Annotated in this window: 19 protein-coding genes; 7 read left to right on the forward strand and 12 right to left on the reverse strand. The window is 45.7% G+C overall.

All coding sequences use genetic code 11. From position 1 onward, the window contains the following. Nucleotides 1-65: 65 nt before the first annotated feature. From NB463_RS12295 to hrpB, 8 genes are all read right to left on the reverse strand, one after another. Nucleotides 66-1,079, reverse strand: a complete 1,014-nt coding sequence (locus tag NB463_RS12295; protein ID WP_005386566.1) for a Fe(3+) ABC transporter substrate-binding protein — start codon at nt 1,077-1,079, stop codon at nt 66-68. A gap of 152 nt (nt 1,080-1,231) precedes the next feature. Further along, entirely contained in the window at nt 1,232-2,461 is a 1,230-nt protein-coding gene (locus tag NB463_RS12300) for an ammonium transporter (RefSeq protein ID WP_046875065.1), read from the reverse strand. Between the two features lie 27 nt (nt 2,462-2,488). After that, complete coding sequence (locus tag NB463_RS12305) at nt 2,489-2,827, reverse strand: P-II family nitrogen regulator (RefSeq protein WP_005396729.1); 339 nt, start codon at nt 2,825-2,827, stop codon at nt 2,489-2,491. Between the two features lie 188 nt (nt 2,828-3,015). After that, nucleotides 3,016-3,384 (reverse strand): YacL family protein, encoded by a 369-nt coding sequence (locus tag NB463_RS12310; protein ID WP_012841428.1) that lies wholly within the window; start codon nt 3,382-3,384, stop codon nt 3,016-3,018. A gap of 99 nt (nt 3,385-3,483) precedes the next feature. Continuing rightward, entirely contained in the window at nt 3,484-6,081 is a 2,598-nt protein-coding gene (gene acnB, locus NB463_RS12315) for a bifunctional aconitate hydratase 2/2-methylisocitrate dehydratase (RefSeq protein ID WP_047008968.1), read from the reverse strand. Between the two features lie 268 nt (nt 6,082-6,349). After that, the gene (locus NB463_RS12320) at nt 6,350-8,680 is read right to left on the reverse strand and encodes a patatin-like phospholipase family protein (RefSeq protein WP_258432216.1); all 2,331 of its coding nucleotides are present in this window, start codon (nt 8,678-8,680) and stop codon (nt 6,350-6,352) included. A 122-nt stretch (nt 8,681-8,802) separates the two neighbouring features. After that, nucleotides 8,803-11,175: a penicillin-binding protein 1B gene (gene mrcB, locus NB463_RS12325; protein ID WP_258432217.1), complete on the reverse strand. Its 2,373-nt coding sequence runs from the start codon at nt 11,173-11,175 to the stop codon at nt 8,803-8,805. Next, complete coding sequence (gene hrpB / locus NB463_RS12330) at nt 11,168-13,636, reverse strand: ATP-dependent helicase HrpB (RefSeq protein ID WP_258432218.1); 2,469 nt, start codon at nt 13,634-13,636, stop codon at nt 11,168-11,170. The genes mrcB and hrpB overlap by 8 nt, the downstream gene beginning before the upstream one ends. 66 nt (nt 13,637-13,702) lie before the next feature. On the opposite strand from hrpB, the gene sfsA reads away from it, so the two are divergent. The 7 genes from sfsA (at nt 13,703) to panC (ending at nt 19,649) form a co-directional block, all read left to right on the forward strand. Further along, nucleotides 13,703-14,419, forward strand: coding sequence for a DNA/RNA nuclease SfsA (sfsA, locus tag NB463_RS12335; protein WP_258432219.1), 717 nt, complete (start codon nt 13,703-13,705; stop codon nt 14,417-14,419). 136 nt (nt 14,420-14,555) lie between these two features. Continuing rightward, a complete protein-coding gene (dksA, locus tag NB463_RS12340; protein WP_005386584.1) occupies nt 14,556-15,002 on the forward strand; it encodes an RNA polymerase-binding protein DksA in 447 nt (148 codons plus the stop codon). A 96-nt stretch (nt 15,003-15,098) separates the two neighbouring features. Then, nucleotides 15,099-15,962, forward strand: a complete 864-nt coding sequence (gene gluQRS / locus NB463_RS12345; protein ID WP_258432220.1) for a tRNA glutamyl-Q(34) synthetase GluQRS — start codon at nt 15,099-15,101, stop codon at nt 15,960-15,962. A 101-nt stretch (nt 15,963-16,063) separates the two neighbouring features. Beyond that, the gene (gene pcnB / locus NB463_RS12350) at nt 16,064-17,431 is read left to right on the forward strand and encodes a polynucleotide adenylyltransferase PcnB (protein ID WP_005396721.1); all 1,368 of its coding nucleotides are present in this window, start codon (nt 16,064-16,066) and stop codon (nt 17,429-17,431) included. Continuing rightward, on the forward strand, nt 17,428-17,913 hold the full coding sequence (gene folK, locus NB463_RS12355; RefSeq protein ID WP_005396720.1) for a 2-amino-4-hydroxy-6-hydroxymethyldihydropteridine diphosphokinase: 486 nt from the start codon (nt 17,428-17,430) through the stop codon (nt 17,911-17,913). Before pcnB ends, folK begins: the two co-directional genes overlap by 4 nt. Before the next feature lie 24 nt (nt 17,914-17,937). Next, on the forward strand, nt 17,938-18,732 hold the full coding sequence (panB, locus tag NB463_RS12360; protein WP_005396718.1) for a 3-methyl-2-oxobutanoate hydroxymethyltransferase: 795 nt from the start codon (nt 17,938-17,940) through the stop codon (nt 18,730-18,732). A gap of 11 nt (nt 18,733-18,743) precedes the next feature. After that, entirely contained in the window at nt 18,744-19,649 is a 906-nt protein-coding gene (panC, locus tag NB463_RS12365; protein ID WP_005396717.1) for a pantoate--beta-alanine ligase, read from the forward strand. Nucleotides 19,650-19,704: 55 nt separating this feature from the next. Here the strand turns inward: panC and NB463_RS12370 are convergent, their stop codons facing one another. From NB463_RS12370 to NB463_RS12385, 4 genes are all read right to left on the reverse strand, one after another. Continuing rightward, nucleotides 19,705-20,634: a Kdo(2)-lipid IV(A) acyltransferase gene (locus NB463_RS12370; protein WP_258432222.1), complete on the reverse strand. Its 930-nt coding sequence runs from the start codon at nt 20,632-20,634 to the stop codon at nt 19,705-19,707. Nucleotides 20,635-20,761: 127 nt separating this feature from the next. Beyond that, complete coding sequence (locus NB463_RS12375) at nt 20,762-21,532, reverse strand: ABC transporter permease (protein WP_005396714.1); 771 nt, start codon at nt 21,530-21,532, stop codon at nt 20,762-20,764. Continuing rightward, nucleotides 21,533-22,450, reverse strand: coding sequence for an ABC transporter ATP-binding protein (locus tag NB463_RS12380; RefSeq protein WP_005396713.1), 918 nt, complete (start codon nt 22,448-22,450; stop codon nt 21,533-21,535). 252 nt (nt 22,451-22,702) lie between these two features. Beyond that, complete coding sequence (locus NB463_RS12385) at nt 22,703-24,373, reverse strand: SulP family inorganic anion transporter (protein WP_258432229.1); 1,671 nt, start codon at nt 24,371-24,373, stop codon at nt 22,703-22,705. Nucleotides 24,374-24,482 lie beyond the last annotated feature (109 nt).

Below are 24,482 nucleotides of genomic sequence, written 5' to 3' on the forward strand. Positions count from 1 at the left end.
TGCTGTTGCAAATACATCTCATATCCTTTAATCAAATGGGGGTACTGTTATACCCCCACAAGGAATTAAAGGTCAAATTTCACTTCGTCTAATAGCTTAATTGCCGCTTCGTGGTTGGCTGCAATATCGTCTAGAGAAAGCTTGTCTGCTTTAAAGTCACCCCAAGATTCCACAAGTTCAGAACGCTTCACGCCTTCTTTAACAGGGTACTCGTAGTTAACTTCTGCGTACATCTGCTGCGCTTTGTCACCCGTTAGGAATTCCATTAGCTTCACAGCATTGTCTTTGTTTGGAGAGTACTTCGCCATCGCCATACCAGAGATGTTTACGTGAGTACCTGTAGTCTCTTGGTTAGGGAAGTTGATGTAAACTGCATCTGCCCAAGCTTTTTGCTCTTTGTCATTAACCATTTTACCTAGGTAGTAGCTGTTACCTAGAGAAACATCACATAGACCTTCTTTGATCGCTTTAACTTGTGCACGATCGTTGCCTTGTGGTTTGCGAGCAAGGTTTGCTTTCACGCCTTCCAACCACTCTTTGGTTTCTGCTTCGCCATTGTGAGCAATCATTGCTGAAACTAGAGAAACGTTGTACGGGTGCTTACCGCTACGAGTACAAATTTTACCTTTGAACTCTGGCTTAGCCAGATCTGCATAGTTGAAATCTGCGCCTAGTTTACCTACGCGATCACGTGAAGAGTAAACACTACGTGAGCGTAGAGTTAGGGCAAACCACTCATTCTCTTTATCTTGGTATTGAGCTGGTACGTTTTCTTCAATGATTTTGCTATCTACTTTCTGAACTAAACCTTTGTTTGTCAGTTCAGCTAGACGACTGATGTCTGTCGTAAGGATAACGTCAGCTGGGCTGTACTCGCCTTCTTGAGCTAGCTTTTCTGCTAAGCCTTTTTTAGCAAATTTTACGTTTACTTTGATGCCAGTTTCTTTAGTGAACTCGTTGAACATAGGTTCAACTAGGAAAGGTTGACGGTAAGAGTAGACGTTCACTTCTTCAGCAGCCATTGCTGTTGGAGCTAAGGTAGCGCAAGTTAATGCTGAAAGAGTTAGCAGTTTTTTCATTGTTTAATCCTTTACCATGCTAATGATAACGTTTATCAGTTGCGTTATTATATGTATGTTCAATAAGAAGACAATGACAAATATTAAAAAACCTGCTCATCGGAGCAGGTTTTTATATGTTGAGAGTGTAACTATTTATTACAGGCTATTGATTACTTCACAGTGACAAATTCTGGGTACGCACCGACGCCACAATCATGCATGTCCATACCTTCCATTTCTTCATCTTCCGTGACGCGAATTCCAACGGTTGCTTTCAAGATAGCCCACACCACTAGACTGGCACCAAATACCCAAGCAAAGATAACGACAGCACCTAAAAGCTGTGCACCGAATGTAGCATCGCCGTTACTTAGTGGCACAACCATCAAACCAAAGAAGCCACAAACACCGTGTACTGAAATCGCACCGACTGGGTCATCAATTTTTAGTTTATCTAGGCCAATGATGCTGAATACGACTAGCGCGCCAGATACTGCACCGATAGCAACTGCATATAATGGCGATGGTGATAGAGGATCTGCGGTGATAGCAACCAAGCCAGCTAGCGCACCATTGAGAATCATCGTTAAATCCGCTTTGCCCCAAGTCGTTTTACATACAAACAGCGCCGCAATAGCACCTGCAGCAGCTGCTGCGTTTGTGTTTAGGAAGATCTGACCTACCGCTGTTGCGTTCTCAAAGTCTGAAACCATCAACTGAGAACCACCGTTAAACCCAAACCAACCAAACCAAAGGATGAAAGTACCTAGTGTTGCCAAAGGCATGTTTGAACCTGGAATCGGGTAGATTTCACCGTTTTTTCCATATTTACCTTTACGAGCACCAAGCAATAACACACCAGCGAGAGCTGCAGAAGCACCAGCCATATGTACGATACCTGAACCCGCAAAGTCGCTAAATCCAGCTTCTGCTAGGAAACCACCGCCCCATGTCCAATAACCTTCCATTGGGTAGATAAATGCGGTCAAAATCGCAGAGAAAACCAAGAAAGACCAAAGCTTCATACGTTCAGCCACCGCACCAGAAACGACAGACATTGCCGTTGCAACGAAGACGACTTGGAAGAAGAAATCAGACTCTAGAGAGTGATCAGCCCCTTCACCTTGAGTACCAATCAGCGCACCAAATGAAGGTAACCAGCCTCCTTCCCCGTTGTCGACATACATGATGTTGTATCCAACGATCAGAAACATCGTACATGCAATTGCGTACAAACAGATGTTCTTCGTAAGAATTTCTGTTGTGTTCTTAGATCGCACAAGACCCGCTTCTAGCATCGCAAAACCAGCTGCCATCCACATTACCAACGCACCGGAAATGAGGAAGAAAAAGGTGTCAAGTGCGTAACGTAACTCGGTTACTGTTGTTGTTAATTCCATAATAAGTTTCTCCAATCCCTTGAATTCTTAAAGTGCTTCTGCGTCCATTTCGCCCGTTCGGATACGCACCGCTTGGTTCAGGTCGTAGACAAAAATTTTACCGTCACCAATCTTTCCTGTTTGCGCAGCTTTTGTAATCGCTTCAACCACTCGCTCAACATTATCCGCGTGAGTAGCGATTTCAATTTTCACTTTTGGTAGGAAATCGACCTGATACTCAGCGCCGCGATACAGTTCCGTGTGGCCTTTTTGACGACCAAACCCTTTAACTTCTGATACCGTCATCCCTTCGATACCGACGTTAGCCAATGCTTCTCGCACATCGTCTAATTTAAACGGCTTAATAATGGCATTGATTATTTTCATTCAATTCTCTCCGAAGCTTTCATCCTGAAACACTTCTAATAATCCAATCTACGTGCCAAGTTTTTAAGTCATTGAATAATAAAAACTAACGTCAATTTACATATCTATAAACAAAAAGGGCGCACCATATCGGTGCGCCCTTTTCACAAATTTAAAGCAACAGAAGGAAAGTTACCCAAAACTGTGCACTAAATGTTCAAAAAGTCTTTCCATCGCTCGATAAGAATCATGAAGTCCTCTATTCCACAGCTTGCTGTACTTTCTGCATTGTAGAAATCGAATTCACTTTCCATCTCAACATCATGGTCATGGGCCAATGCGTTTTCTTGCACTAGGACTTCATCGCCCTGAATCATCAAGCTAATTTCTGTACCTGTTAGGTTATGCTCTTGAGAAGGCGCTGAAAATGACTGCTCAATTAGCTTTTCAACCTGAGCAATCTTCATAGGATCTTTGCCAATTTCTTCTTGTAGCCAGCGCCCAACAATCTCATGCCCCATGCTGCATTTTACGTAGTACTCGCCCATCAACGTGTTACGGATGAATTCAAATTCCATCGAGATTGCCTTTTCGTATCAATTTGGTGCGGAGTATAGCGAATTGCGCCCATAAAAAAAGCACCTCGTTTGAGGTGCTTTTTAATTGTGCAGTTAAACTTATGCAGGCTCTTGGAAGATCACTTCATCCGCTTTCTTGGTGTACTGATCCATTTTATGGAAGTTCAAGTAGCGGTACGTATCCGTTGCCGTAGCGTCGATTTGCTTCGCGTATTCTAGGTATTCTTCTTTGGTTGGAATCTTACCTAGGATTGCACCTACTGCAGCTAGCTCAGCTGACGACAGGTAAACATTCGCACCAGTACCTAGACGGTTCGGGAAGTTACGCGTTGAGGTAGACATCACTGTTGATTTGTCTGCAACACGCGCTTGGTTACCCATACACAGTGAACATCCTGGTGTTTCGATTCGAACCCCAGCACGGCCAAAGATACCGTAATAACCCTCTTCCGTTAGCTGATCCTTGTCCATCTTCGTTGGCGGAGCGATCCATAGACGAGTTGCAAGCTGTCCGTTGAACTTATCTAGCAGCTTACCAGCAGCGCGGAAGTGACCGATGTTCGTCATACAAGAACCGATGAACACTTCATCAATCGCTGTGCCTTGTACTTCAGACAACAAGCGAGCGTCATCCGGATCATTCGGTGCACATAGTACTGGCTCGTTGATTTCAGCCATATCGATTTCAATCACATGTGCGTATTCAGCGTCTTTATCCGCTTGCATCAGCTCAGGATTTGCTAGCCACTCTTCCATCGCGGTAATACGACGTTCGATAGTACGGCGGTCACCGTAACCTTCAGAGATCATCCACTTCAGCATTACAATGTTAGAGTTTAGGTACTCTTCGATCGACTCTTGCGACAGTTTCACAGTACAACCTGCCGCAGAACGCTCAGCAGAAGCATCAGAAAGCTCAAATGCTTGCTCAACTGTTAGCGTTTCTAGGCCTTCAATCTCAAGGATACGACCAGAGAATTCGTTGATCTTGCCCGCTTTTTCTACTGTTAGTAGACCTTGCTGAATCGCGTAGTAAGGGATGGCATGAACAAGGTCACGCAGTGTGATACCCGGTTGCATTTCACCTTTAAAGCGAACCAAGATTGACTCAGGCATATCTAGTGGCATAACGCCTGTCGCAGCTGCAAAGGCAACCAACCCCGAACCTGCTGGGAATGAAATACCTAGCGGGAAACGAGTATGTGAGTCACCACCCGTACCGACTGTATCCGGCAGTAGCATACGGTTTAGCCATGAGTGGATAATACCGTCACCCGGGCGAAGAGATACGCCACCGCGGTTCATGATAAAGTCCGGAAGTGTGTGGTGCGTGTTTACGTCTACTGGTTTTGGATACGCAGAGGTGTGACAGAAAGACTGCATGACAAGGTCAGCAGAGAAGCCCAAACACGCCAAGTCTTTAAGTTCATCACGAGTCATAGGGCCGGTAGTATCTTGCGAGCCTACTGTCGTCATCTTCGGCTCACAGTAGGTACCAGGGCGAATGCCTTCTACGCCACACGCTTTACCAACCATTTTCTGTGCAAGCGTGTAACCCTTGCCAGAATCTGCAATTTCACCAGGTTTACGGAATACATCCGAAGGCTCAAGACCTAGCGATTGACGCGCTTTGTCTGTCAAACCACGACCGATGATCAATGGGATACGACCGCCAGCACGAACTTCATCAATCAGTACTTCCGTTTTCAGCGAGAACTCAGCTAAAACTTCACCTGTTTCGTGATTACAAACTTTACCTTCATATGGGTAAACATCGATAACATCGCCCATGTTGAGCTTAGTCACGTCGACTTCGATTGGTAGTGCGCCCGCATCTTCCATTGTGTTGAAGAAGATAGGTGCAATTTTACCACCAAGCACATAACCACCAGCACGTTTGTTTGGAACGTAAGGGATATCATCTCCCATGAACCAAAGTACTGAGTTGGTTGCAGATTTACGTGAAGAACCAGTACCAACAACATCACCAACGTAAACCAATTGGTGACCTTTTTCTTTCAATTCTTCAATTTGCTTGATCGGACCAATATTGCCCGGTTGATCAGGATTGATGCCTTCACGCTCGTTCTTCAGCATCGCAAGTGCGTGCACTGGGATATCAGGACGAGACCAAGCATCAGGTGCAGGTGAAAGGTCATCCGTGTTCGTTTCACCTGTTACTTTAAATACAGTTAGAGTGACTTTTTCTTCAAGCTTAGGCTTAGAAAGGAACCACTCAGCATCAGCCCATGACTGAAGTACTTTCTGTGCATGCGCATTGCCTGCTTTTGCTTTCTCTTCTACATCATAGAAAGCATCAAACATCAGAAGTGTATGAGACAGTGCTTCTACAGCAATCTCTGCCAGTGCTTCATCATCCAATAGCTCAACTAGCGGTTCGATGTTGTAACCACCTTGCATAGTGCCTAGCAGTTCAGCCGCTTTTTCACGACTCACTAATGGTGATTTAACTTCACCTTTTGCTACTGCCGTTAGGAAACCCGCTTTTACATAAGCAGCTTCATCAACACCTGGAGGGATACGGTTTTCAAGTAGGTCAAGAATGACTTCTTCTTCACCTTGTGGGGGATTTTTCAGAAGTTCTACAAGTCCAGCAACTTGTTCTGCGTCTAGCGGTTTAGGAACAACTCCTTCAGCAGCACGCTCTTCGACGTGTTTACGGTAGGCTTCAAGCACGACTTTTTCCTCTCATTGCGGTTCCTCCTCTATTATTACTATTGTTAAAGTAAAGGAGTGAACATCCTTGGAAACTTGGCTCTCCATTGCCCTTGTTTTCATTCAATTATGATTGAGAAACAGCGCCGTAGAGGCCAAACTGTGGGCAAAATAATAGCAAATTTAACCTTAAATTAAAATCTTATCATTTTGACCAACATAGCAACTTACGACTAAAGTTCTGCTAATTTTGACCAAATATGCCAAGTTTTTGCTTTCTTATACCCGGTTAATTAAACGACGTTCCTACGATCAAATACACAGCATCCATATCCTGCTCAGTACGACCATAAGCCAACATAATTGGCCCGATTGGTGAGTCAACACCAAAGAAAATAGAGCCAGCATTGTAAAGTGGCGCTTCATTCAGCTTCAGATCATTATCTGACCAAACTCCACCGTATTCCACTGATGCACCTAGGTAGACTGGCGCTTCAAATAGTCCAAAGTCATTGTCGAACCATTTGTAACGGTACACCAAGCTACTAAAAAACAGGTTCTGTCCAATCAAGCTATTTCTTGGGATACCAGATAGGTTTAAAAAGCCGCCTAACTCTCTCGGATCAAGCGGAACCGATGAGTTTTTACTTTCTACAAAGCTATATTCTGCATGTCCGACTAAAGTATGACGCTGATGACTCACTGCACCTTTAAATCGTGCAGAGATTTCATACACGGTATCTTCAATAATTTTGTCAGTCTCTAAAAGGCTAACGCCTTGAGGACTTTGATCATGAGACACTAAATATTCGAGATCGACTAAAAGTCCACGAGTCGGAAATGCGAAATCATCAAGTGTATCTAGGCGATAGTTGGCAAACAGGCCACGACGTTCAAAATCCAATTTACCAGCAGAAGCCAAAGTAGAAAGCTCAATATCTCCGGTTGAGTAGCGAGCGCCAAATCGAAGTTCTTGCCACAATGTGGGTTGGATACCTATCGCTAACTCTGTTGTAAAATCATCGTAAGTGACCGGAAAAAAGTCATTTACTGACTCTAAATCTGGTGCTTGAGGCTCTGTTAAAGGTAAGTTTCGGCTCTCACTGCCATAGGAAATTCGCCCCGATACAAAAAGTTCTTGGCTAGATAAAACAGGAGAATACAACTCAGCTTCAATCAGCTTATCCGTGCCCATTTCTACGTTGAACGCCAACTCCGCGCCATGAGAGTTTAAATTGGTAAAGTTGGTCGATATTCCTATGCCGTACTGGCTATCTGTATCGAAGTCATCTTCAAGAAAAAATCGGAAGTTGAGATAATTAGGCCCCCACGACTTCTCGTTAACATCAAAAACCAACAATGTCTTACCATCAACATCTTCAAAGTGATAAGTGATTAACTCAAAACGATCCAACGCATAGAGATTTTCAACAGCTTTTTCTATTTCAGCCGTTGGAATACGACGACCTGTTTTCAATTGAATACGGTTAGTAAGTAATACATCACTGTAGTGGGTGTTATTCACTATCACAATGTCATCAACAATGCGTTTATCACCGTAAACCAGCGTCTTACGTACCTCTTGCTTGTGATCGATGTACTTTTGGTATTCTGCGTTCGATAAACTTAGACCAAGCAGCTTATCTTCAAGCTGCTTGGTAATATCGTAGCCCGCTTGAAAAGCCCAAGGCATTTTGTCGAACTCGACGGTTTCCATGGTGCCCACATTGGGACGAATATAAATATCTTGAGGTTCAAGCTCGTCCACTTGCTGTTGTGTACTACGACGAACGAGATAGTTAGAGAGTTGGTCCGCGACAGTAAACAGCCCGGTAAATTCATCTTCGGTTTTGTAGTCGGTGCTAATATCGACAGCAATAACAACATCTGCCCCCATGGCGCGAGCCACATCGACAGGCATGTTATTAACGACGCCACCATCGACAAGCATATGGCCATTGAGCTTATAGGGAGGGAGCGCTCCTGGTACAGACATACTGGCCATCATGGCGTCCACAAGGTAGCCATTGCCAAGAACCACTTCCTCTAGCGCAAGAATATCTGTCGCCACAGAGCGATAAGGAATGGCAAGATCATCAAAAGAATCGAATCGCCCTAAGTTCCCTGTAGTCTCACGCAATACTCGCAACATGTTCTGGCCTTGCACCACACCCGTTGGTGCTCGTACCTCACCGAACCTTAAGCCGAGGTCGGTATTAATTTGGTAGCGGTCTTCATACTCTTTGTCACGAACTCGACGTTGGCTACGGTCAACACGATCTCGATAACCGCTGCCCCAATCGACGGTGTAGATAAAACTCTCGATTTCATCAGCACTCATACCCGTGGCATAGAGCCCACCCACATAGGCGCCCATACTGGTACCGGTCACAATATCGACAGGGATCTGCATTTCTTCCAATGCTTTTAAAACCCCAATGTGTGCCGCCCCTTTCGCTCCGCCACCAGCGAGCACAACCGCCACCTTTGGTCGAGGTTCCAAGTCATCCGTTTTTGTTGGAGAGTTTGCGAGGGAAACAGAAGGAGTGATCATCAAAAAGGTACTAACCCAAAGCGCAAAGTTGCGAACCGATGGGCTTGATAACAGCTTTTTGAACATTCACTTCTTCCTTTATTGAATATCAGATCAAGTAGGGCGTGCTAGCAGTACTGTACTAACACGCCCTAATATGTACTAAGAATTAATCAGATAAACAAGCTAATGTTGTTGATTTGGCGATGCTACCAATCAAATATGCTATTTAACCAGTTTGATTTCTTCTCACACTGTTGCTTTATCTGACCGGTTTTATCCCAAACCGGCAGTTTGTAATCACTACGGCAGTTCATTTCTAAACCTCCATCAGATGCAGGCTTGAACCCTAATGTGGTGATTTCTCTTGGCCATGGGAGCTCTAAGCGCTCAGGAATACGCTGCTTCAAGTACTCTGCGTACACTCGTAATGCACCACTCGACCCCGTTAGATTCACGGGTTTATTATCGTCGCGGCCTAGCCAAATTGTCGTCACCTCACGACCATCAACACCGACAAACCAACTATCGCGGTTGTCATTACTGGTACCCGTTTTTCCTGCCAATGCAGCCCAACCAAACTGGCTTTGTAAGAAGCGGCCAGTGCCTTGAGCAACCCCTTGTTTCATCGCGTAGGTCGTTAGCCATGCAGCTTGTTCATCCACGGCTCTTGATGAACGAGGCAAGGATTGATACAGCACATTACCTTCCATATCCATGACTGAGCGCAGAGCGGTCAGTTTTGCACGCTTACCTGAATTCGTCAGTGTCTGATACATCTGCGCGACTTCAAACGGCGTCAAAGAAAACGAGCCCAAAAACATCGAAGGCACTGGGCGGATTTCGTCTTTGTTGACGCCCAAACGTTCTAAAGTATTGGATACTTCTGGGATACCAAGCGCCATGCCTAAGCGCACAGTTGGCACGTTGAGTGACTTCGCTAAAGCAATGTAGAGTGGCACATCACCACGGTATTTTCGGTCGTAGTTACGCGGTGTCCATACATTACCTTTACTGCTTTTCAGGCTTAGCGGCGTGTCGTGCAGCGTCGTGCCTAGGTTATATTTTTCCGGTTGTTCTAAAGCCGTCAAGTAAATCGCTGGTTTAACTAGAGAACCAATTGGACGACTGGCATTGAGCGCGCGGTTAAAACCTTCATAACCAACACGTTTACCGCCAACCATGGCTCGGATTTCACCACTATGACGATCAACCGCAACTGCGGCAGCTTCTAATTCTTTACCGCCTCGTTTAGCTAGCTCCGGGATCTTTTTCGCGATGGCTTGCTCCATTTTGCTTTGCGATACCGGATCCAGAGACGTAAACACGCGCAGTCCGGTTTCCGCTTTAAATCGCTCCCCCACTTTTTCTTTCAATTCAATGCTCAATTGCTGGAAATAAGCGGGCTGACGGCTCGCGATACGTGGTTTGCTCTGCGTATCAAGCGAACGACTGACGGCTTGCTCATACTGCTCAGATGTCAGCATGTTTTGCTGCATCAACAAACGTAATACAAGATCGCGGCGCTCTTTCGTACGCTCGGGGTAACGAATTGGATTGTAGTAAGACGGTCCTTTTACCATCCCAACTAACATCGCCAGTTGATCGATTCGCAGCTCTTGGATCGGTTGTCCAAAGTAATAACGCGATGCCAAGCCAAACCCGTGGATCGCTTCACCACCGCTTTGCCCCAGGTACACTTCGTTTAGGTAGGCTTCTAAGATACGATCTTTGCTGTAACGGTAATCCAAAATTAACGCGATATACGCTTCTCGAACTTTACGCCACAGTGTTTTATCACGAGTCAAAAACAGGTTTTTTGCCAATTGCTGAGTCAACGTACTACCACCTTGAACAGTACGACCCGCTTTAATGTTTGCAACCATTGCTCGTGCAATCGCGAGTGGAGACACCCCATCGTGTTGATAAAAATCCCGGTCTTCGGTCGCAAGCAGTGCATCAACTAAAATTTCTGGGAACTGATCACGACGCAAGAACAGACGCTGCTCATCTTGATCTTTCTCCAGCATCCCCAACATCTTCGGTTCTAAGCGTAAGTAACCAAGATCGCCTCGGGACTCTAAAGACTGAATACGCTGTAAGCCAGAGTCTGAAAAATGGAGCATCACGTGACGATCCGGCTCAGGACCATCGGCAAACTCGAATGGACGACGAATCAATTCAATCCGAGTGGAAGAAGAGGAATATTCGCCTGGGTAACGAGGTTGACTCACTTTACGGTAATTCAACACATCTAACTCGTTGCGCAGCTCTTGGATAGTGATATTCTCACCAGGACTTAGGTTCAAGATACGGGCATAAACCACCGTTGGCAGCTCAAACAGCTGACCTTCAAAGCGTTCTTTAACCACACTATCTAAGTAAATCCCCACAAACAGCAAAACAGCGGCAAGCGCAACACCGGCTTTCCAGCTAAATGACCACAAAACTTTCAGCCACGAACGTTTCTCGTTAGCCGGCTTTTTACTCGGTGTGCGTCGAGTCAGTTTTGTCGTTCCTTTATTGGTTGTACTTTTCTTCGCTGGCGCTTTTTTCGCGCTAGGCTTCTTGCTGTTAGTCATTATTCAATTGTCTTTTTGTTTTCGTAGTTGCTACATGATTGGCAGGATCATCTGGCCAAACGTGTTTTGGGTAGCGCCCTTTCATCTCTTTTTGAACGTCTTTATAGCTTCCGTTCCAGAAAGCCGCCAAGTCAGACGTCACTTGCAGCGGACGTTGTGCTGGCGAAAGCAGTTCAAGTACCAAACGCTTACGACCAAGTGCTACCGTAGGAGAGCCACTCTCACCAAATACCTCTTGCATACGCACCGATAGTTTCGGCTCATGGCCATACTGGTAACGGATACGCTTCTTTGAACCTGTCGGCAGTTGGTAATGCTCTGGTAACCATTCATCCAGCTGTTGATTGAGTGGCCAACCTAATCGAGCGTTCAGCGCTTCGACCAAGTTTATCTTGCTCAAATCGTTAACCGAACTGACGGACGTCATGTACGGCTCTAACCACTCTTCTAATGAATCCAACAAACTGGCTTCATCAAACATTGGCCATGATTGCTCGGGTAACCATTCCACCGCACAACGAACCCGAGCCAACAAGCTCTCCGCTGTCGGTGTCCAGTTTAGACTCTGTAAGCCCTGGCGGCGGACATACGTGAGTAAAGCTTGTGTCATTTTTTCTTTGCCAGGGCTTGGCAACGGCTCGCGTTCAACCACCAGCTGACCGAGTTTTGTTTGTCGCTCAGCCATTAGACGCCCTCTTTTTTCATCCCAGTCTACAACTTCTTCAGACGAAAATAGCGCTTCAAAGGTCGCTCGCAATATATTGACATCCAATTCACATGCCGAATGAATTTGACTGGAGTTAGAATGAGAACGCATTAAGTCAACGGCAACCAAATACTCACAGCCACCTAGCATGTCTTCCTGACGACATTCTGCACCATGACCATTAGCCAAAGTAAATCGCCCAAATTGATTTGTGCGCTGCTGCGCAATGCGATCTGGAAATGCCAAACTTAACACCAGCGGTAATGCTTCTTCATCCACGCCTTTCAGGTCAAATACCGTATCCAATTTGTACGCTAGAGATTGAGCACGCTTGAACAACAGCGACTTTTTTGGATGAGTACCAACAAGCCAACGATGCAAGCTATGAGCGATATTGGTAACGTTTCTCTCTGGCTCTTCAATCAGTGCGACCGCCGCCAAAGCAGCATTTAACATCTTATCACTGTAAGATTGCGCTTTAATTAGCATCGCAGCCGCACGAGGCTCAACGCCTAGTTCATGCGCCTGTTTTCCTTCGGACGTTAATTGCCCTTTTTCCGTCAGTAGTCCCAATGACACCAATAGCTGCTTCGCTTGTTCCAATGACGCGTTAGCGGGAACATCAAGCCACTTGAGATCGTGGATATCACTCGCACCCCAAAAGGCCAGCTCCATGATTAAGCTCGATAGATCGGAATGCAAAATTTCAGGTTGGGGAACCAGAGGTTGCTGCTTGAACTGGCTTTCAGAATAAAGACGAACACAAATGCCCTCTTCGATCCGCCCTGCTCGTCCTGCACGCTGAATCGCTGAAGACTGTGCAATGCGTGTTTGCTCTAAGCGTGTTAAACCGTTTTTCAAATCAAACCGGGCAATGCGTTCGAGCCCGGAATCAACCACAAGGCGAATGCCTTCAATCGTTAGTGAAGTTTCTGCGATGTTGGTCGCGAGTACGACTTTACGCTTGCCGTGTTCTGCCGGCGTGATGGCTTTTTGTTGCTCAGTAAAGCTCAGTTGCCCATAAAGCGGACACACTTCAATATCATCCGCCAAATGAGATAAACGTTCTTCGACTTGTTTAATGGCCCCAACGCCCGGTAGGAAAGCCAACAAAGAGCCGGATTCTTTATTCATAAGGCTTTCTATCGTTTGGGCCATACTCGTAGGTAAATGATCATTCACACCTAACGGTTGGTAACGCATTTCTACGTCGAAACTGCGTCCTTCTGATTCAATGTAACTGGCTTCCGGCAACAACGACTGTAAGGCTTGTTGATCAAGCGTTGCCGACATTACCACCAGCTTGAGATCGTCTCGCAATGCCTCTTGAACTTCTAAACTGAATGCCAAAGCGGTATCGGCATGAATACTGCGTTCATGAAACTCATCAAAGATCAGCAGATCAACACCATCCAGTTCAGGGTCAGTTTGAATCATCCGAGTCATGATCCCTTCGGTCACGATCTCCAACTGCGTTGCAGAACTTACCTTTGCCTCGCCACGAACTCGATAACCCACGCGTTGACCAACTTGTTCTCCCAATTGCTCAGCAAGATAACGGGCAATGTTACGCGCCGCGAGTCGTCTTGGTTCGAGCATGATGATTTTTCCAACAACCGAATGGTTTAAGAGGAGCTGTAAAGGGAAGTAGGTCGACTTACCGGCACCAGGCGCCGCTTTTAAGATCACTTGATGTTGATTTTTGACCGCCGTCAGCAACTCAGGCATCACGGCTTCAATCGGCAATTGTGACAAAGGAAATACCTTATGGTGTAATGGTGGCAACATTGTACATAAAAAAATTTTTGTCTAAATAAGCAAATGCATTTCACACCCGCTTTAGAGTCCGCCACTCTACTCAAACGCTATAAACGCTTTCTTGCCGATATCGAACTCGATACCGGTGAAGTTCGTACTGTCCACTGCGCAAACACTGGCGCTATGACAGGTTGTGCGACACCCGGAAACAAAGTTTGGTTTTCCACTTCCGACAACCCGAAACGAAAATATCCCAATAGTTGGGAGTTGAGTGAAACCGAACAAGGCCACCGCATTTGTATCAATACCGCGCGCGCCAACCAATTAGCCGTTGAGGCTATTGAAAATAATGTCATTTCAGAGCTTTGTGGTTATGACACACTTCAAACTGAGGTGAAATACGGTAATGAAAATAGCCGAATTGATATCTTGCTCAGCGCAGACAACAAGCCAAAGTGCTATATAGAAGTGAAAAGCGTCACTCTTCTTGATGAGACCGACTCTATTGGACAAGGATACTTCCCAGATGCGGTCACGACTCGGGGACAAAAGCACCTGAGAGAGCTCACAGAAATGGCACAAAATGGAAGTAGAGCCATACTTTTATTCACTGTTTTACATTCAGGTATTGAAAAAGTATCCGCGGCGCACCATATAGACGCGAAATATTCACTATTACTCAAACAAGCACAAGACGCTGGAGTGGAAGTTCTCTGCTACAAAGCTGAACTGAGCGATACTGGAATGAAGCTGATTTCCGCTATTGATTTTATCAATTAAGAGAAAAAATGATGTCGTCTTCACATTGACGATAACTTTGCGATTCAGTATTTGCTTGCACCGCCTCTTTTTGCTATAGATACCCGCCTTAAATTGACTGCGTAGCAGTTGACTAGGTGTAAGTAGGAGATGCTGTATGCCAGAATCAAAGAAGAAAACGATAGGCATCCTAGCCATTGCCGGCGTGGAGCCATATCAGGAAAAACCTGGTGAAGAGTACATGTCACCAGAGCAGGTTGAACACTTTACGAAAATCTTAACAGCTTGGCGCGACCAGCTGAGAGCTGAAGTGGATCGTACCGTTCACCACATGCAGGACGAAGCAGCAAACTTCCCAGATCCAGTTGACCGCGCCTCTCAAGAGGAAGAGTTCAGCCTAGAACTGCGTAACCGCGACCGCGAACGCCGTTTGATCAAGAAGATTGAAAAGACTTTGGATAAAATCAAAGAAGACGATTTTGGCTTCTGTGAGTCTTGTGGCGTAGAGATTGGCGTTCGCCGTCTTGAAGCACGTCCAACCGCTGACCTATGTATTGACTGTAAAACACTTGCAGAAATCAAAGAGAAGCAAATGCAAGGTTAATCAACCAAGCATTATGATTATTGAAGGGAGCTCAGGCTCCCTTTTTGTTTTGACTACCTTTGCATCCCATTTGTTTACTAAATTCGAGATACACGCATGACACGCTATGTAGGTCGATTCGCCCCATCTCCTTCTGGTCCTTTACATTTTGGTTCACTGATTGCCGCTCTTGGCAGCTATTTTCAAGCGAAAGCACACAACGGAACCTGGTTAGTACGTATTGAGAACTTGGACCCACCAAGAGAAATGCCAGGTGCGGCGCAACTTATCCTAGATGCGCTCAAAGCCTATCAGCTGCATTGGGATGGAGAGGTGGTATACCAGAGTGAACGTCATGACCTTTACCAAGCCCAAATAAACACATGGCTCGAAAATGGTGAGGCCTATTATTGCCAATGTACTCGAAAGCAAATTAAAGAGCATGGCGGGTTTTATCCTGGCACTTGCCGCGATAAAAACTTGAAAGACGGCGCGATTCGCCTAAAAATGACCAAGCCTGTCGCTCATTTCTTCGATCAGAAGCGTGGAACAATTAAGATTCCAGAGCAACTCGTTAATGAAGATTTCATTATTAAACGTCGAGATGGATTATTTGCTTATAATCTTGCGGTAGTATTGGACGACATCGACCAAGGCGTCACAGAAGTCGTGCGTGGTGCAGACTTAATCGAGCCAACAGGGCGTCAAATCAGTCTGTACCAGATACTTGGGCAGCCTGAAGTCAGCTACTTGCATTTACCATTGGCGATGGACAACAACGGCAATAAACTGTCGAAACAAAATCACGCGACGGCTATTGATATAGAGACACCAAAGCCTACTCTATTACGCGCCATGACATTTTTGGGCTTCGAGATACCGGAAGCCATAAAAGCGGCCAACATAGAAGAGATTCTTCGTTGGGGCTGCGAAAACTGGCGCTTGGAACAGCTTCCAACAGAGATCGAGATCACACCGTGATTCTCAAATGGCATTGTGTAGGCTATCATTAGCCGCAAATTAGGCCCTAGAGGCGCAAAAACTAACCAAAGCAAGATTGGACTAAACCCAGTTATTGCCAGATGCACATGAATACAAACGACTATACACCAAGCGAACCTGCCACTATTCCAGAGCTCGCTCTCAATGTAATAACTCGTGAAGAGCACAACATTTCGCGTAAGCAGATCAGTGATAATGCACTGAAGGTACTGTACCGTCTAAATGGTGCTGGTTTCGATGCTTTTCTTGTGGGTGGCGGGGTTCGAGACTTACTGCTTGGACAGAAACCAAAAGATTTTGACATTGCGACCAACGCAACGCCGGAACAGATCAAACAGCTATTTCGTAACTGCCGTTTGATTGGTCGCCGCTTCCGCTTGGCTCACATTATGTTTGGCCGGGACATCATTGAGGTTGCGACATTCCGTGGTCACCACCAAGAGCAAAAGAATAAGAGCATCTCTCAGCAATCGAAAGAAGGAATGCTGCTGCGGGACAATGTCTACGGCACCATCGATGAAGATGCTGAGCGCCGTGATTTCACGATTAACTCGATGTACTACAACATCGCGGATTACTCGATTCACGACTACGCACGTGGTATTGAGGATTTAGAAGATCGCCTCATTCGGCTGATTGGCGATCCAGAAACACGCTACCGTGAAGACCCAGTACGTATGTTGCGTGCAGTTCGCTTCGCGGTAAAGTTGGACTTTGATATTGAAGAAGACACCGCGGCACCAATCGAACACATGGCACCGTTGCTCGGTGACATTCCGTCAGCGCGTCTTTTTGAAGAGTCACTCAAGTTATTGCAATCCGGTCATGGCTTAGAAACCTACCACCTACTGCGTGAGTACAACCTATTCCAGCAACTCTTCCCGACGATTGCAGCGCACTTCACGGAAGATTACTCCTCTTACACAGAGCAAATGTTGGATCTCGTGTTGGATTCTACTGACATGCGCATCGAAGATGGGAAACGCATCAATCCAGCATTTATGTTTGCTGCAATGCTGTGGTACCCACTGTGTGCGAAAGCCGATGAACTGATGGAAGAGCGCAACCTAGGCCATTACGACGCTATTATGGAAGCGAGTAACATCATTCTTGATGAACAAGTTCGTACAATTGCCATTCCAAGACGCCACACCGCAACCATTCGCGAGATTTGGCAGTTACAGCTTCGTCTTCCACGACGCAACGGTAAGCGTGCATTCCGTCTTATGGAGCTCAATAAATTTAGAGCTGGCTTTGATTTTCTTGAAATGCGCGGTGAAATTGAAGGTGGTGACACTCAGAAGCTTGCCAAGTGGTGGGAAACTTTCCAAAATGCAGGCCGAGAAATGCGTCAAGCAATGGCTGCCGACCTAGACGGTCAATCACCGAAGAGTGGTCAGCGCCGCCGTAAAACCTATCGCAAGAAAAAGAGTAAGCCTAAGTCATGATCACAGCGTACATTGCGGTAGGCAGTAACTTGGCTGATCCTGTCAGCCAAGCGAAGCAAGCGATTGAAGCGTTAAAAACGCTGCCTAAATCAGAATTTGTTCAGGCTTCTTCGCTATACAGCAGCACGCCAATGGGACCACAAAACCAACCGGATTACATTAATGCGGTTGTGTCGATTAACACCAGTTTGACGCCTCTTGAATTGCTCGATTGCACACAAGCCATTGAGCAAGAACAAGGGCGTGTCCGTAAAGACGAACGTTGGGGACCAAGAACCTTGGACCTCGACATTGTTCTTTATGGCAATGAGGTGATTAATTCCGAGAGGCTGATCGTTCCTCATTATGGAATGAAAGAGCGTGAATTCGTACTCTACCCTCTTGCGGAAATTGCACCAAGTTTACAACTCCCCGATGGGACCGAGGTCTCTAAACTACTGGAACAAGTAGATAGAAACGGCCTCAGTATCTGGCAGTCATAGCCAACTCCTAGTAAGGATAAAACCATGAAAAAAATGACCATCAACGACCTAATCAAGTGGAAGCAAGAAGGTCGTAAATTTGCTACTTCAACCGCTTATGATGCGAGCTTTGCCCAACTGTTTGAAAGCCAAGAAATGCCAGTACTTCTTGTTGGTGATTCTCTAGGTATGGTTTTGCAAGGTCACAACGATACTCTGCCAGTAACGGTCGATGATATCGCTTACCATACTCGTTGCGTACGCGCAGGTAGCCCAAATTGTTTGTTGATGGCTGACATGCCATTCATGAGCTACACCACGCCAGAGCAAGCTTGCGAAAATGCGGCTACACTGATGCGTGCGGGTGCCAATATGGTGAAAATTGAAGGTGGTGACTGGCTAGTCGACACTGTAAAAATGCTCACTGAACGCTCGGTTCCAGTTTGTGCTCACCTTGGTTTAACTCCTCAAGCCGTGAATATTTTTGGTGGTTACAAAGTTCAAGGTCGCGATCAAGAAAAAGCGGACCGCATGGTGAAAGATGCGTTAGCACTGCAAGAAGCAGGCGCTCAAATCGTCTTACTAGAGTGCGTGCCTGCTGAGCTTGCTGAGCGTATTACGCAAGTGCTCGACGTGCCTGTTATCGGTATTGGAGCTGGTAACGTGACAGATGGTCAAATTCTCGTGATGCATGATATGTTCGGTATCTCTGCCAACTACATGCCGAAATTCTCCAAAAACTTTCTTGCTGAAACAGGTGATATGCGCAAAGCCGTTGCTAAATACATTGAAGATGTAGCCAACGGTGTATTCCCAGACGACGCTCATACCATTGCCTAGAGGATAAATGCATGCAAACTTTTGCGGAAATCTCAGCAGTTCGTGAACACCTTAAAACCTTTAAACGTGAAGGTCGTAAAATTGCGTTTGTCCCAACCATGGGCAACCTTCACGAAGGTCACTTAACTTTAGTGCGTAAAGCACGCGAATACGCTGATATCGTTGTCGTAAGCATCTTTGTTAATCCGATGCAGTTTGATCGTGCAGACGATTTAAATAATTACCCGCGTACGCTAGAGGAAGACTTAAGCAAGTTAACCTCTGAAGGGGTCGATGTGGTATTTACGCCGACACCAGAAGTTATCTATCCTGAAGGGCTTGATAAACAAACGTTTGTTGATGTTCCGGGTCTATCGACTATTTTAGAAGGGGCTTCACGCCCTGGTCATTTCCGTGGCGTCACAACCATCGTAAACAAGCTATTTAACATCGTTCAGCCAGATGTGGCCTGTTTTGGTGAGAAAGATTTTCAACAACTTGCTGTTATCCGCAAGATGGTTGTCGATCTTGCGATGGACATTGAAATCATCGGTGTACCAACCGTACGTGAAATGGACGGTTTAGCAATGAGCTCACGTAATGGTCTGCTTACACTTGACGAACGTCAACGTGCGCCAGTACTTGCTCGTACAATGCGTTGGATCAGCAGTGCCATTCGTGGCGGCCGTGATGACTACGCATCGATCATCGAAGATGCGAGCGACCAACTGCGAGCTGCAGGTTTGCACCCTGATGAGATCTTCATTCGTGATGCTCGTACATTACAAGTGATCACACCAGAAACGACACAAGCCGTCATTCTGATGTCTGCGTTCTTAGGCAAAGCTCGTCTTATCGATAACCAAACGGTAGATATGGTTGTCGAAGCGAAGGAAGAAGCAGAGTCTAGTAATACAAACTCAGAGAGCGCAGAGTAAGCTCTGAGCCATCAAGACGTAAAAAGGTCGACTCTTAGTCGACCTTTTTTATTTTCTACGTATAGACGCAATCTAACCCTTCAGGGCGTGTTTTAAACCGCTTGTGCAGCCACATCCACGCTGGAATATCACGTTTTATCATTTTCTCAAGCTCTTGGTTCAAGATACTTGCCGCTTTAATCGCATTACGCCTCTCGAAACGCTCACTGATATCTTTTCCAATATATAACGTGTAATGGTGATTCTTGCTCACTGTGACGCCAGATATGACCGCACACTTTGTTGCGTCTATAAGCACACTAGAGCCCACGGTACTCGCGGCTTGTTCAACAGCAAAGAACGGCGCAAAAACAGAATGGCTGACGCCATAATCATGGTCGGGCAAATACCACAGTCGATGACCATTTTTCAGAACTTTGAGCATTGATTTCACGTCTTTTCGATCAATCATTTGATGCCCAAAACGAGTTCGACCTCGATGTTGAATAAACTCATAAGCAGGGTTCGAATTTGGGCGATAAACGCCATAACCTTTGGCAAACTGGCTAAAAATACGAGCGGTTATCTCCAAGTTTAAATGGTGACTGCACACCACCAACACACCACGGCCATTCTTTTCCTCAGCGAGTAAACGATCTTTTCCAACAATAGAGGTTATCCGACGTATCCGCCAATCTGGCCAAAACCAGGCGATCCCCGTTTCGATGATCGCCATTCCCGTATATTGAAAGTTTTTTCGTACTACGTCCTTACATTGCCAGTCCGTAAAATCAGGGAAACACAGCTGGAGATTACGCAGAGCGATCTTGTGTCGGCGCTTCATTACATGCATCGCAACACAACCGATGTTTCTACCTAAGATTCGCAATACTATGTATGGCAGTACATTAACAAGAATCGCTAAAGATCCAAATGCCAGCCATACAGACCAATATTTGGGCTTAAGTAACTGATAGGAGAAAGGCGGCGGCGGGACAATATTCATAGGGTCACTCATTTATTACAAATGATTGAAACCTATCATGATAAAAACTGAATGATTGTATGGGTATGTATTGTTATGCATGCCAAAGAGCAGCATGATTCGCTGCTCTTTGTTGTGTGGGAGAGTCTTAGCTTCTTAGCCCAATACCTTTCGTTACTAAGTAATGAGCAACGGCATACAGCGCTATCACAAACACCGCAAGCACACTGAATGAGGTGACAATACCCACATCCGATACGCCTAAAAAACCATAACGGAACGCATTCACCATGTAGACGATTGGGTTAATCTTAGAGACACCTTGCCAAAATTCAGGCAGTAAGCTGATGGAATAAAAAACACCACCCAAGTAGGTTAACGGGGTCAACACAAATGTAGGAATGATCGAAATATCATCAAACGTTTTTGCATAGACCGCATTGATCAACCCGCCTAGAGCAAATACAACGGATGTCATGAAGACGGTCGCAACAATAATGCCCCAGTGTTCAACTTGCAGATCCACAAACAATAGAGACACACAGGTAACAATAGCGCCTACTAACAAACCTCGAGTCACACCGCCCATTACGTATCCAGCAATAATCACGTAATTTGGCACCGGTGCCACCAGCAGCTCTTCAATGTTCTTCTGTAGTTTTGCACTAAAGAACGAAGACGCCACATTCGAGTATGAATTGGTGATCACCGACATCATGATCAAACCTGGAACTATGTACTCCATGTAGCTAAAGCCGCTCATCTCACCGATTCGAGAGCCAATTAGATTACCGAAAATGATGAAATACAGTGTCATTGTGATTGCAGGCGGAACTAAAGTTTGCACCCAAATGCGCGTAAAACGGGTGATCTCTTTGCTCAGCAAGCTACGAAATGCCGTCCAATATAAACCGTACATTTACTTACTCCCTTCTCTTACAATGCTGACAAACAACTCTTCCAGTCGGTTGGCTTTGTTACGCATTGAAAGAACTTTAATACCATGCTCTGTTAACTGACTGAACACTGAATTCAATCCTTGGCTTTTATCTAGCTCTATCTCTAAAGAGCCATCAACAATACTTTGTCGATTGACGCCTTCAAGCTCAGGCACCTCGCCTTCAGATTCAATGTCTAGGATAAATGTCTCGACGCTTAACTTACCTAGCAACGCCTTCATGGTGGTGTTTTCGATCAACTCACCTCGGTTAATAATGCCGATATTTCGACACAGCATCTCCGCTTCTTCTAGGTAGTGCGTCGTCAAAATAATCGTAATCCCTTGCTCTTGGTTGATCTCTTTCAAAAATTCCCACATTGAGCGCCGTAGTTCAATGTCCACCCCAGCCGTTGGTTCATCCAAAATGAGCAACTGCGGCTCGTGCATCAAAGCTCGGGCGATCATCAAACGGCGCTTCATTCCGCCAGATAAATTACGGGCACGCTCTTTACGTTTTTCCCATAAATCGAGTTTTTTCAGGTACTTTTCCGCTCGTTCTTTGGCTAATACTTTAGACACACCGTAATAGCCCGCTTGCTGCATCACGATTTGTTCAACAGTTTCAAACTGATTGAAGTTGAACTCTTGTGGCACCAAGCCTAAATTCTGTTTGGCCAACTCAAGGTCGGTATCAATGTCATAACCGAAAACTTTCGTCGTCCCAGAAGTTTTGTTCACTAAGGAAGAGATGATGCCGATCGTGGTCGATTTTCCTGCACCATTGGGACCCAGAAGCGCGTAGAAGTCACCCTTTTTCACTTGGAGACTAATACCTTTTAACGCCTCAAAGCCACCTGCATACGTCTTGCGCAGCTGTTCAATTTCTAATGCGTACATAAGGTCTTGATTGCCGTTTGTTTGTGATTACTAATACCGACTCGATGTTTATCAGCGGTTTACTACGAAATCGCCTTGGGTATTGTACTGGAGGTCCATCAGTTTATCGTTGAATAACGATGATTACAATTAAACCTTTCGATAATGTTGGAAATATAGTCCCTATCAACGTAAAGGTTATCTGCAAGTAAGGAAAAGTTAGGGAATAAAAAACGCAACAGAGCGCTGTTGCGTTTTTAACGATCAGAGTGATTACGCCGTTATACGCTGATACTGGTCCGCCTCGACATGTGCTACCGCCGCATTTAATGCTTCATAACGGAATTGGTACATATTGTCATTTGGGACAAGATCAATGACGTGGAACTTTTCTAGCTGTTCTCGTGTTCGCTCATTCGGGCATAATAAATACACGGCACAATTGGCATCGAGAGCATCCTTAATCGCATTCTCTAACGCCAAACCGACGGTCACATCAATCATTGGTACATCCGTAAGATCGAGAATCATCACGTCATAGTCCGAAATACTAGAGTGCTGACGTGAAATGGCTTTAGAAACACTAAAGATCATCGGACCGGAAAGATAAAAGAACAGCACTTTACCATTAGCACGATCCAACAAACCACGCTCGCTGTCAGTCAGCGGCACATCATCTTCATCCGCGTCGCTGATTGCTTTTACTTGTCTCGCCTGCTCTCGGCTCAGACGCTCAATGATAATAATGTTGGAAATAAAGACGCCCAAGCCCACGGCAACGATAAGATCAACGAACACTGTGAACAACATAACGCCATACATGACCGCCATTCCGGAAAAGCTAACCTTGTGTGCTCGTTGAATAAAACTCCAATCCAAAATGTTAAAGCCGACATATACTGCAATGCCAGCCAACACAGCCATTGGGATCGGCTCCGTTAATCCACCCGCAACCAATACGACCAATGCAAGCATAAGTGCACGAATCACACCGGACAATGGCGAACGAGCCCCAACTTGAATGTTAGTCACCGTGCCCATCGTTGCGCCCGCGCCAGGTAGTGCACCGAACAAGCCTGAGATCATGTTGGCAAGGCCTTGGCCTCGCAGTTCTTTGTCTGAGTCGTGCTCTTTACGAGTCAAGGAGTCACCGATAACCGCCGTCAACAAAGTATCGATACAGCCTAAGGTGCCGAGCACCAACGCATCAATAACCATCTCAACAAACATATCTGGATCAATATGAGGCGCAACGAGAGAAGGCAATCCAGCCGGGATTTCACCGATACGACGAATGTCTTCAGTATCGAAGAGCATCACAGACAATAAAGTCACCGCAACCAACGCCACGAGTTGCGCTGGTACATATTTTCGATATTGCTTAGGGAAGAAAAAGAGAATACCCAAAGTCAGTAGACCTAAAAACAGTTCACTGAACTTAAGGTTAGAAATGGTATCCGGCAAAGCAGATAATGTTCCGAGCACTCCTCCAGAAGGCGCGGCATGCCCCATCAAAGGTGATAGCTGCAAAATGATAAGAATCACGCCAATCCCTGACATAAAGCCCGAAATCACGCTATAAGGCATCAAGGTAACGTATTTACCCAGTTTTAACGTCCCTAATAGGATTTGGAACGCGCCAGCCATCATAACAACCGTGAAGGTCATGGCCATGCCCGTTTCTGGATACTTCGCCATCATACTGGTTAATACAGCGGTCATGATTACCGTCATTGGCCCTGTTGGTTCTGATATTAACGTATTAGAACCACCAAACAACGAAGCAAACAGACCGACCATTATTGCGCCCCAGAGGCCTGCTTCTGCCCCTGCACCGGATGCAACACCGAACGCTAACGCCAAAGGAAGAGAGATAATCGCTGTGGTTACCCCGCCAAATACATCCCCTTTGAAATTAATATCTTCAAAACGACTACCGAACACTGCTGATTTCCCTGCATTCAATTTTAAAAAGTAAAATGTCATTACTTTAACGAGCCAGGCGAAAATTTAAACCATAAATAGATTAAGGCTAAATTCACACCACAAATAA

The sequence above is a fragment of the Vibrio sp. RM-41-2B genome (assembly GCF_024744415.1).
GTDB lineage: Bacteria > Pseudomonadota > Gammaproteobacteria > Enterobacterales > Vibrionaceae > Vibrio > Vibrio diabolicus.

Coding starts and splice junctions, on each gene's coding strand:
- NB463_RS12295 (WP_005386566.1), bottom strand. CDS start 1,079: ATGAAAAAACTGCTAACTCTTTCAGCATTAACTTGCGCTACCTTAGCT.
- NB463_RS12300 (WP_046875065.1), bottom strand. CDS start 2,461: ATGGAATTAACAACAACAGTAACCGAGTTACGTTACGCACTTGACACC.
- NB463_RS12305 (WP_005396729.1), bottom strand. CDS start 2,827: ATGAAAATAATCAATGCCATTATTAAGCCGTTTAAATTAGACGATGTG.
- NB463_RS12310 (WP_012841428.1), bottom strand. CDS start 3,384: ATGGAATTTGAATTCATCCGTAACACGTTGATGGGCGAGTACTACGTA.
- NB463_RS12320 (WP_258432216.1), bottom strand. CDS start 8,680: ATGTTCAAAAAGCTGTTATCAAGCCCATCGGTTCGCAACTTTGCGCTT.
- mrcB (WP_258432217.1), bottom strand. CDS start 11,175: ATGACTAACAGCAAGAAGCCTAGCGCGAAAAAAGCGCCAGCGAAGAAA.
- sfsA (WP_258432219.1), top strand. CDS start 13,703: ATGCATTTCACACCCGCTTTAGAGTCCGCCACTCTACTCAAACGCTAT.
- dksA (WP_005386584.1), top strand. CDS start 14,556: ATGCCAGAATCAAAGAAGAAAACGATAGGCATCCTAGCCATTGCCGGC.
- gluQRS (WP_258432220.1), top strand. CDS start 15,099: ATGACACGCTATGTAGGTCGATTCGCCCCATCTCCTTCTGGTCCTTTA.
- pcnB (WP_005396721.1), top strand. CDS start 16,064: ATGCACATGAATACAAACGACTATACACCAAGCGAACCTGCCACTATT.
- folK (WP_005396720.1), top strand. CDS start 17,428: ATGATCACAGCGTACATTGCGGTAGGCAGTAACTTGGCTGATCCTGTC.
- panB (WP_005396718.1), top strand. CDS start 17,938: ATGAAAAAAATGACCATCAACGACCTAATCAAGTGGAAGCAAGAAGGT.
- panC (WP_005396717.1), top strand. CDS start 18,744: ATGCAAACTTTTGCGGAAATCTCAGCAGTTCGTGAACACCTTAAAACC.
- NB463_RS12370 (WP_258432222.1), bottom strand. CDS start 20,634: ATGAATATTGTCCCGCCGCCGCCTTTCTCCTATCAGTTACTTAAGCCC.
- NB463_RS12375 (WP_005396714.1), bottom strand. CDS start 21,532: ATGTACGGTTTATATTGGACGGCATTTCGTAGCTTGCTGAGCAAAGAG.
- NB463_RS12380 (WP_005396713.1), bottom strand. CDS start 22,450: ATGTACGCATTAGAAATTGAACAGCTGCGCAAGACGTATGCAGGTGGC.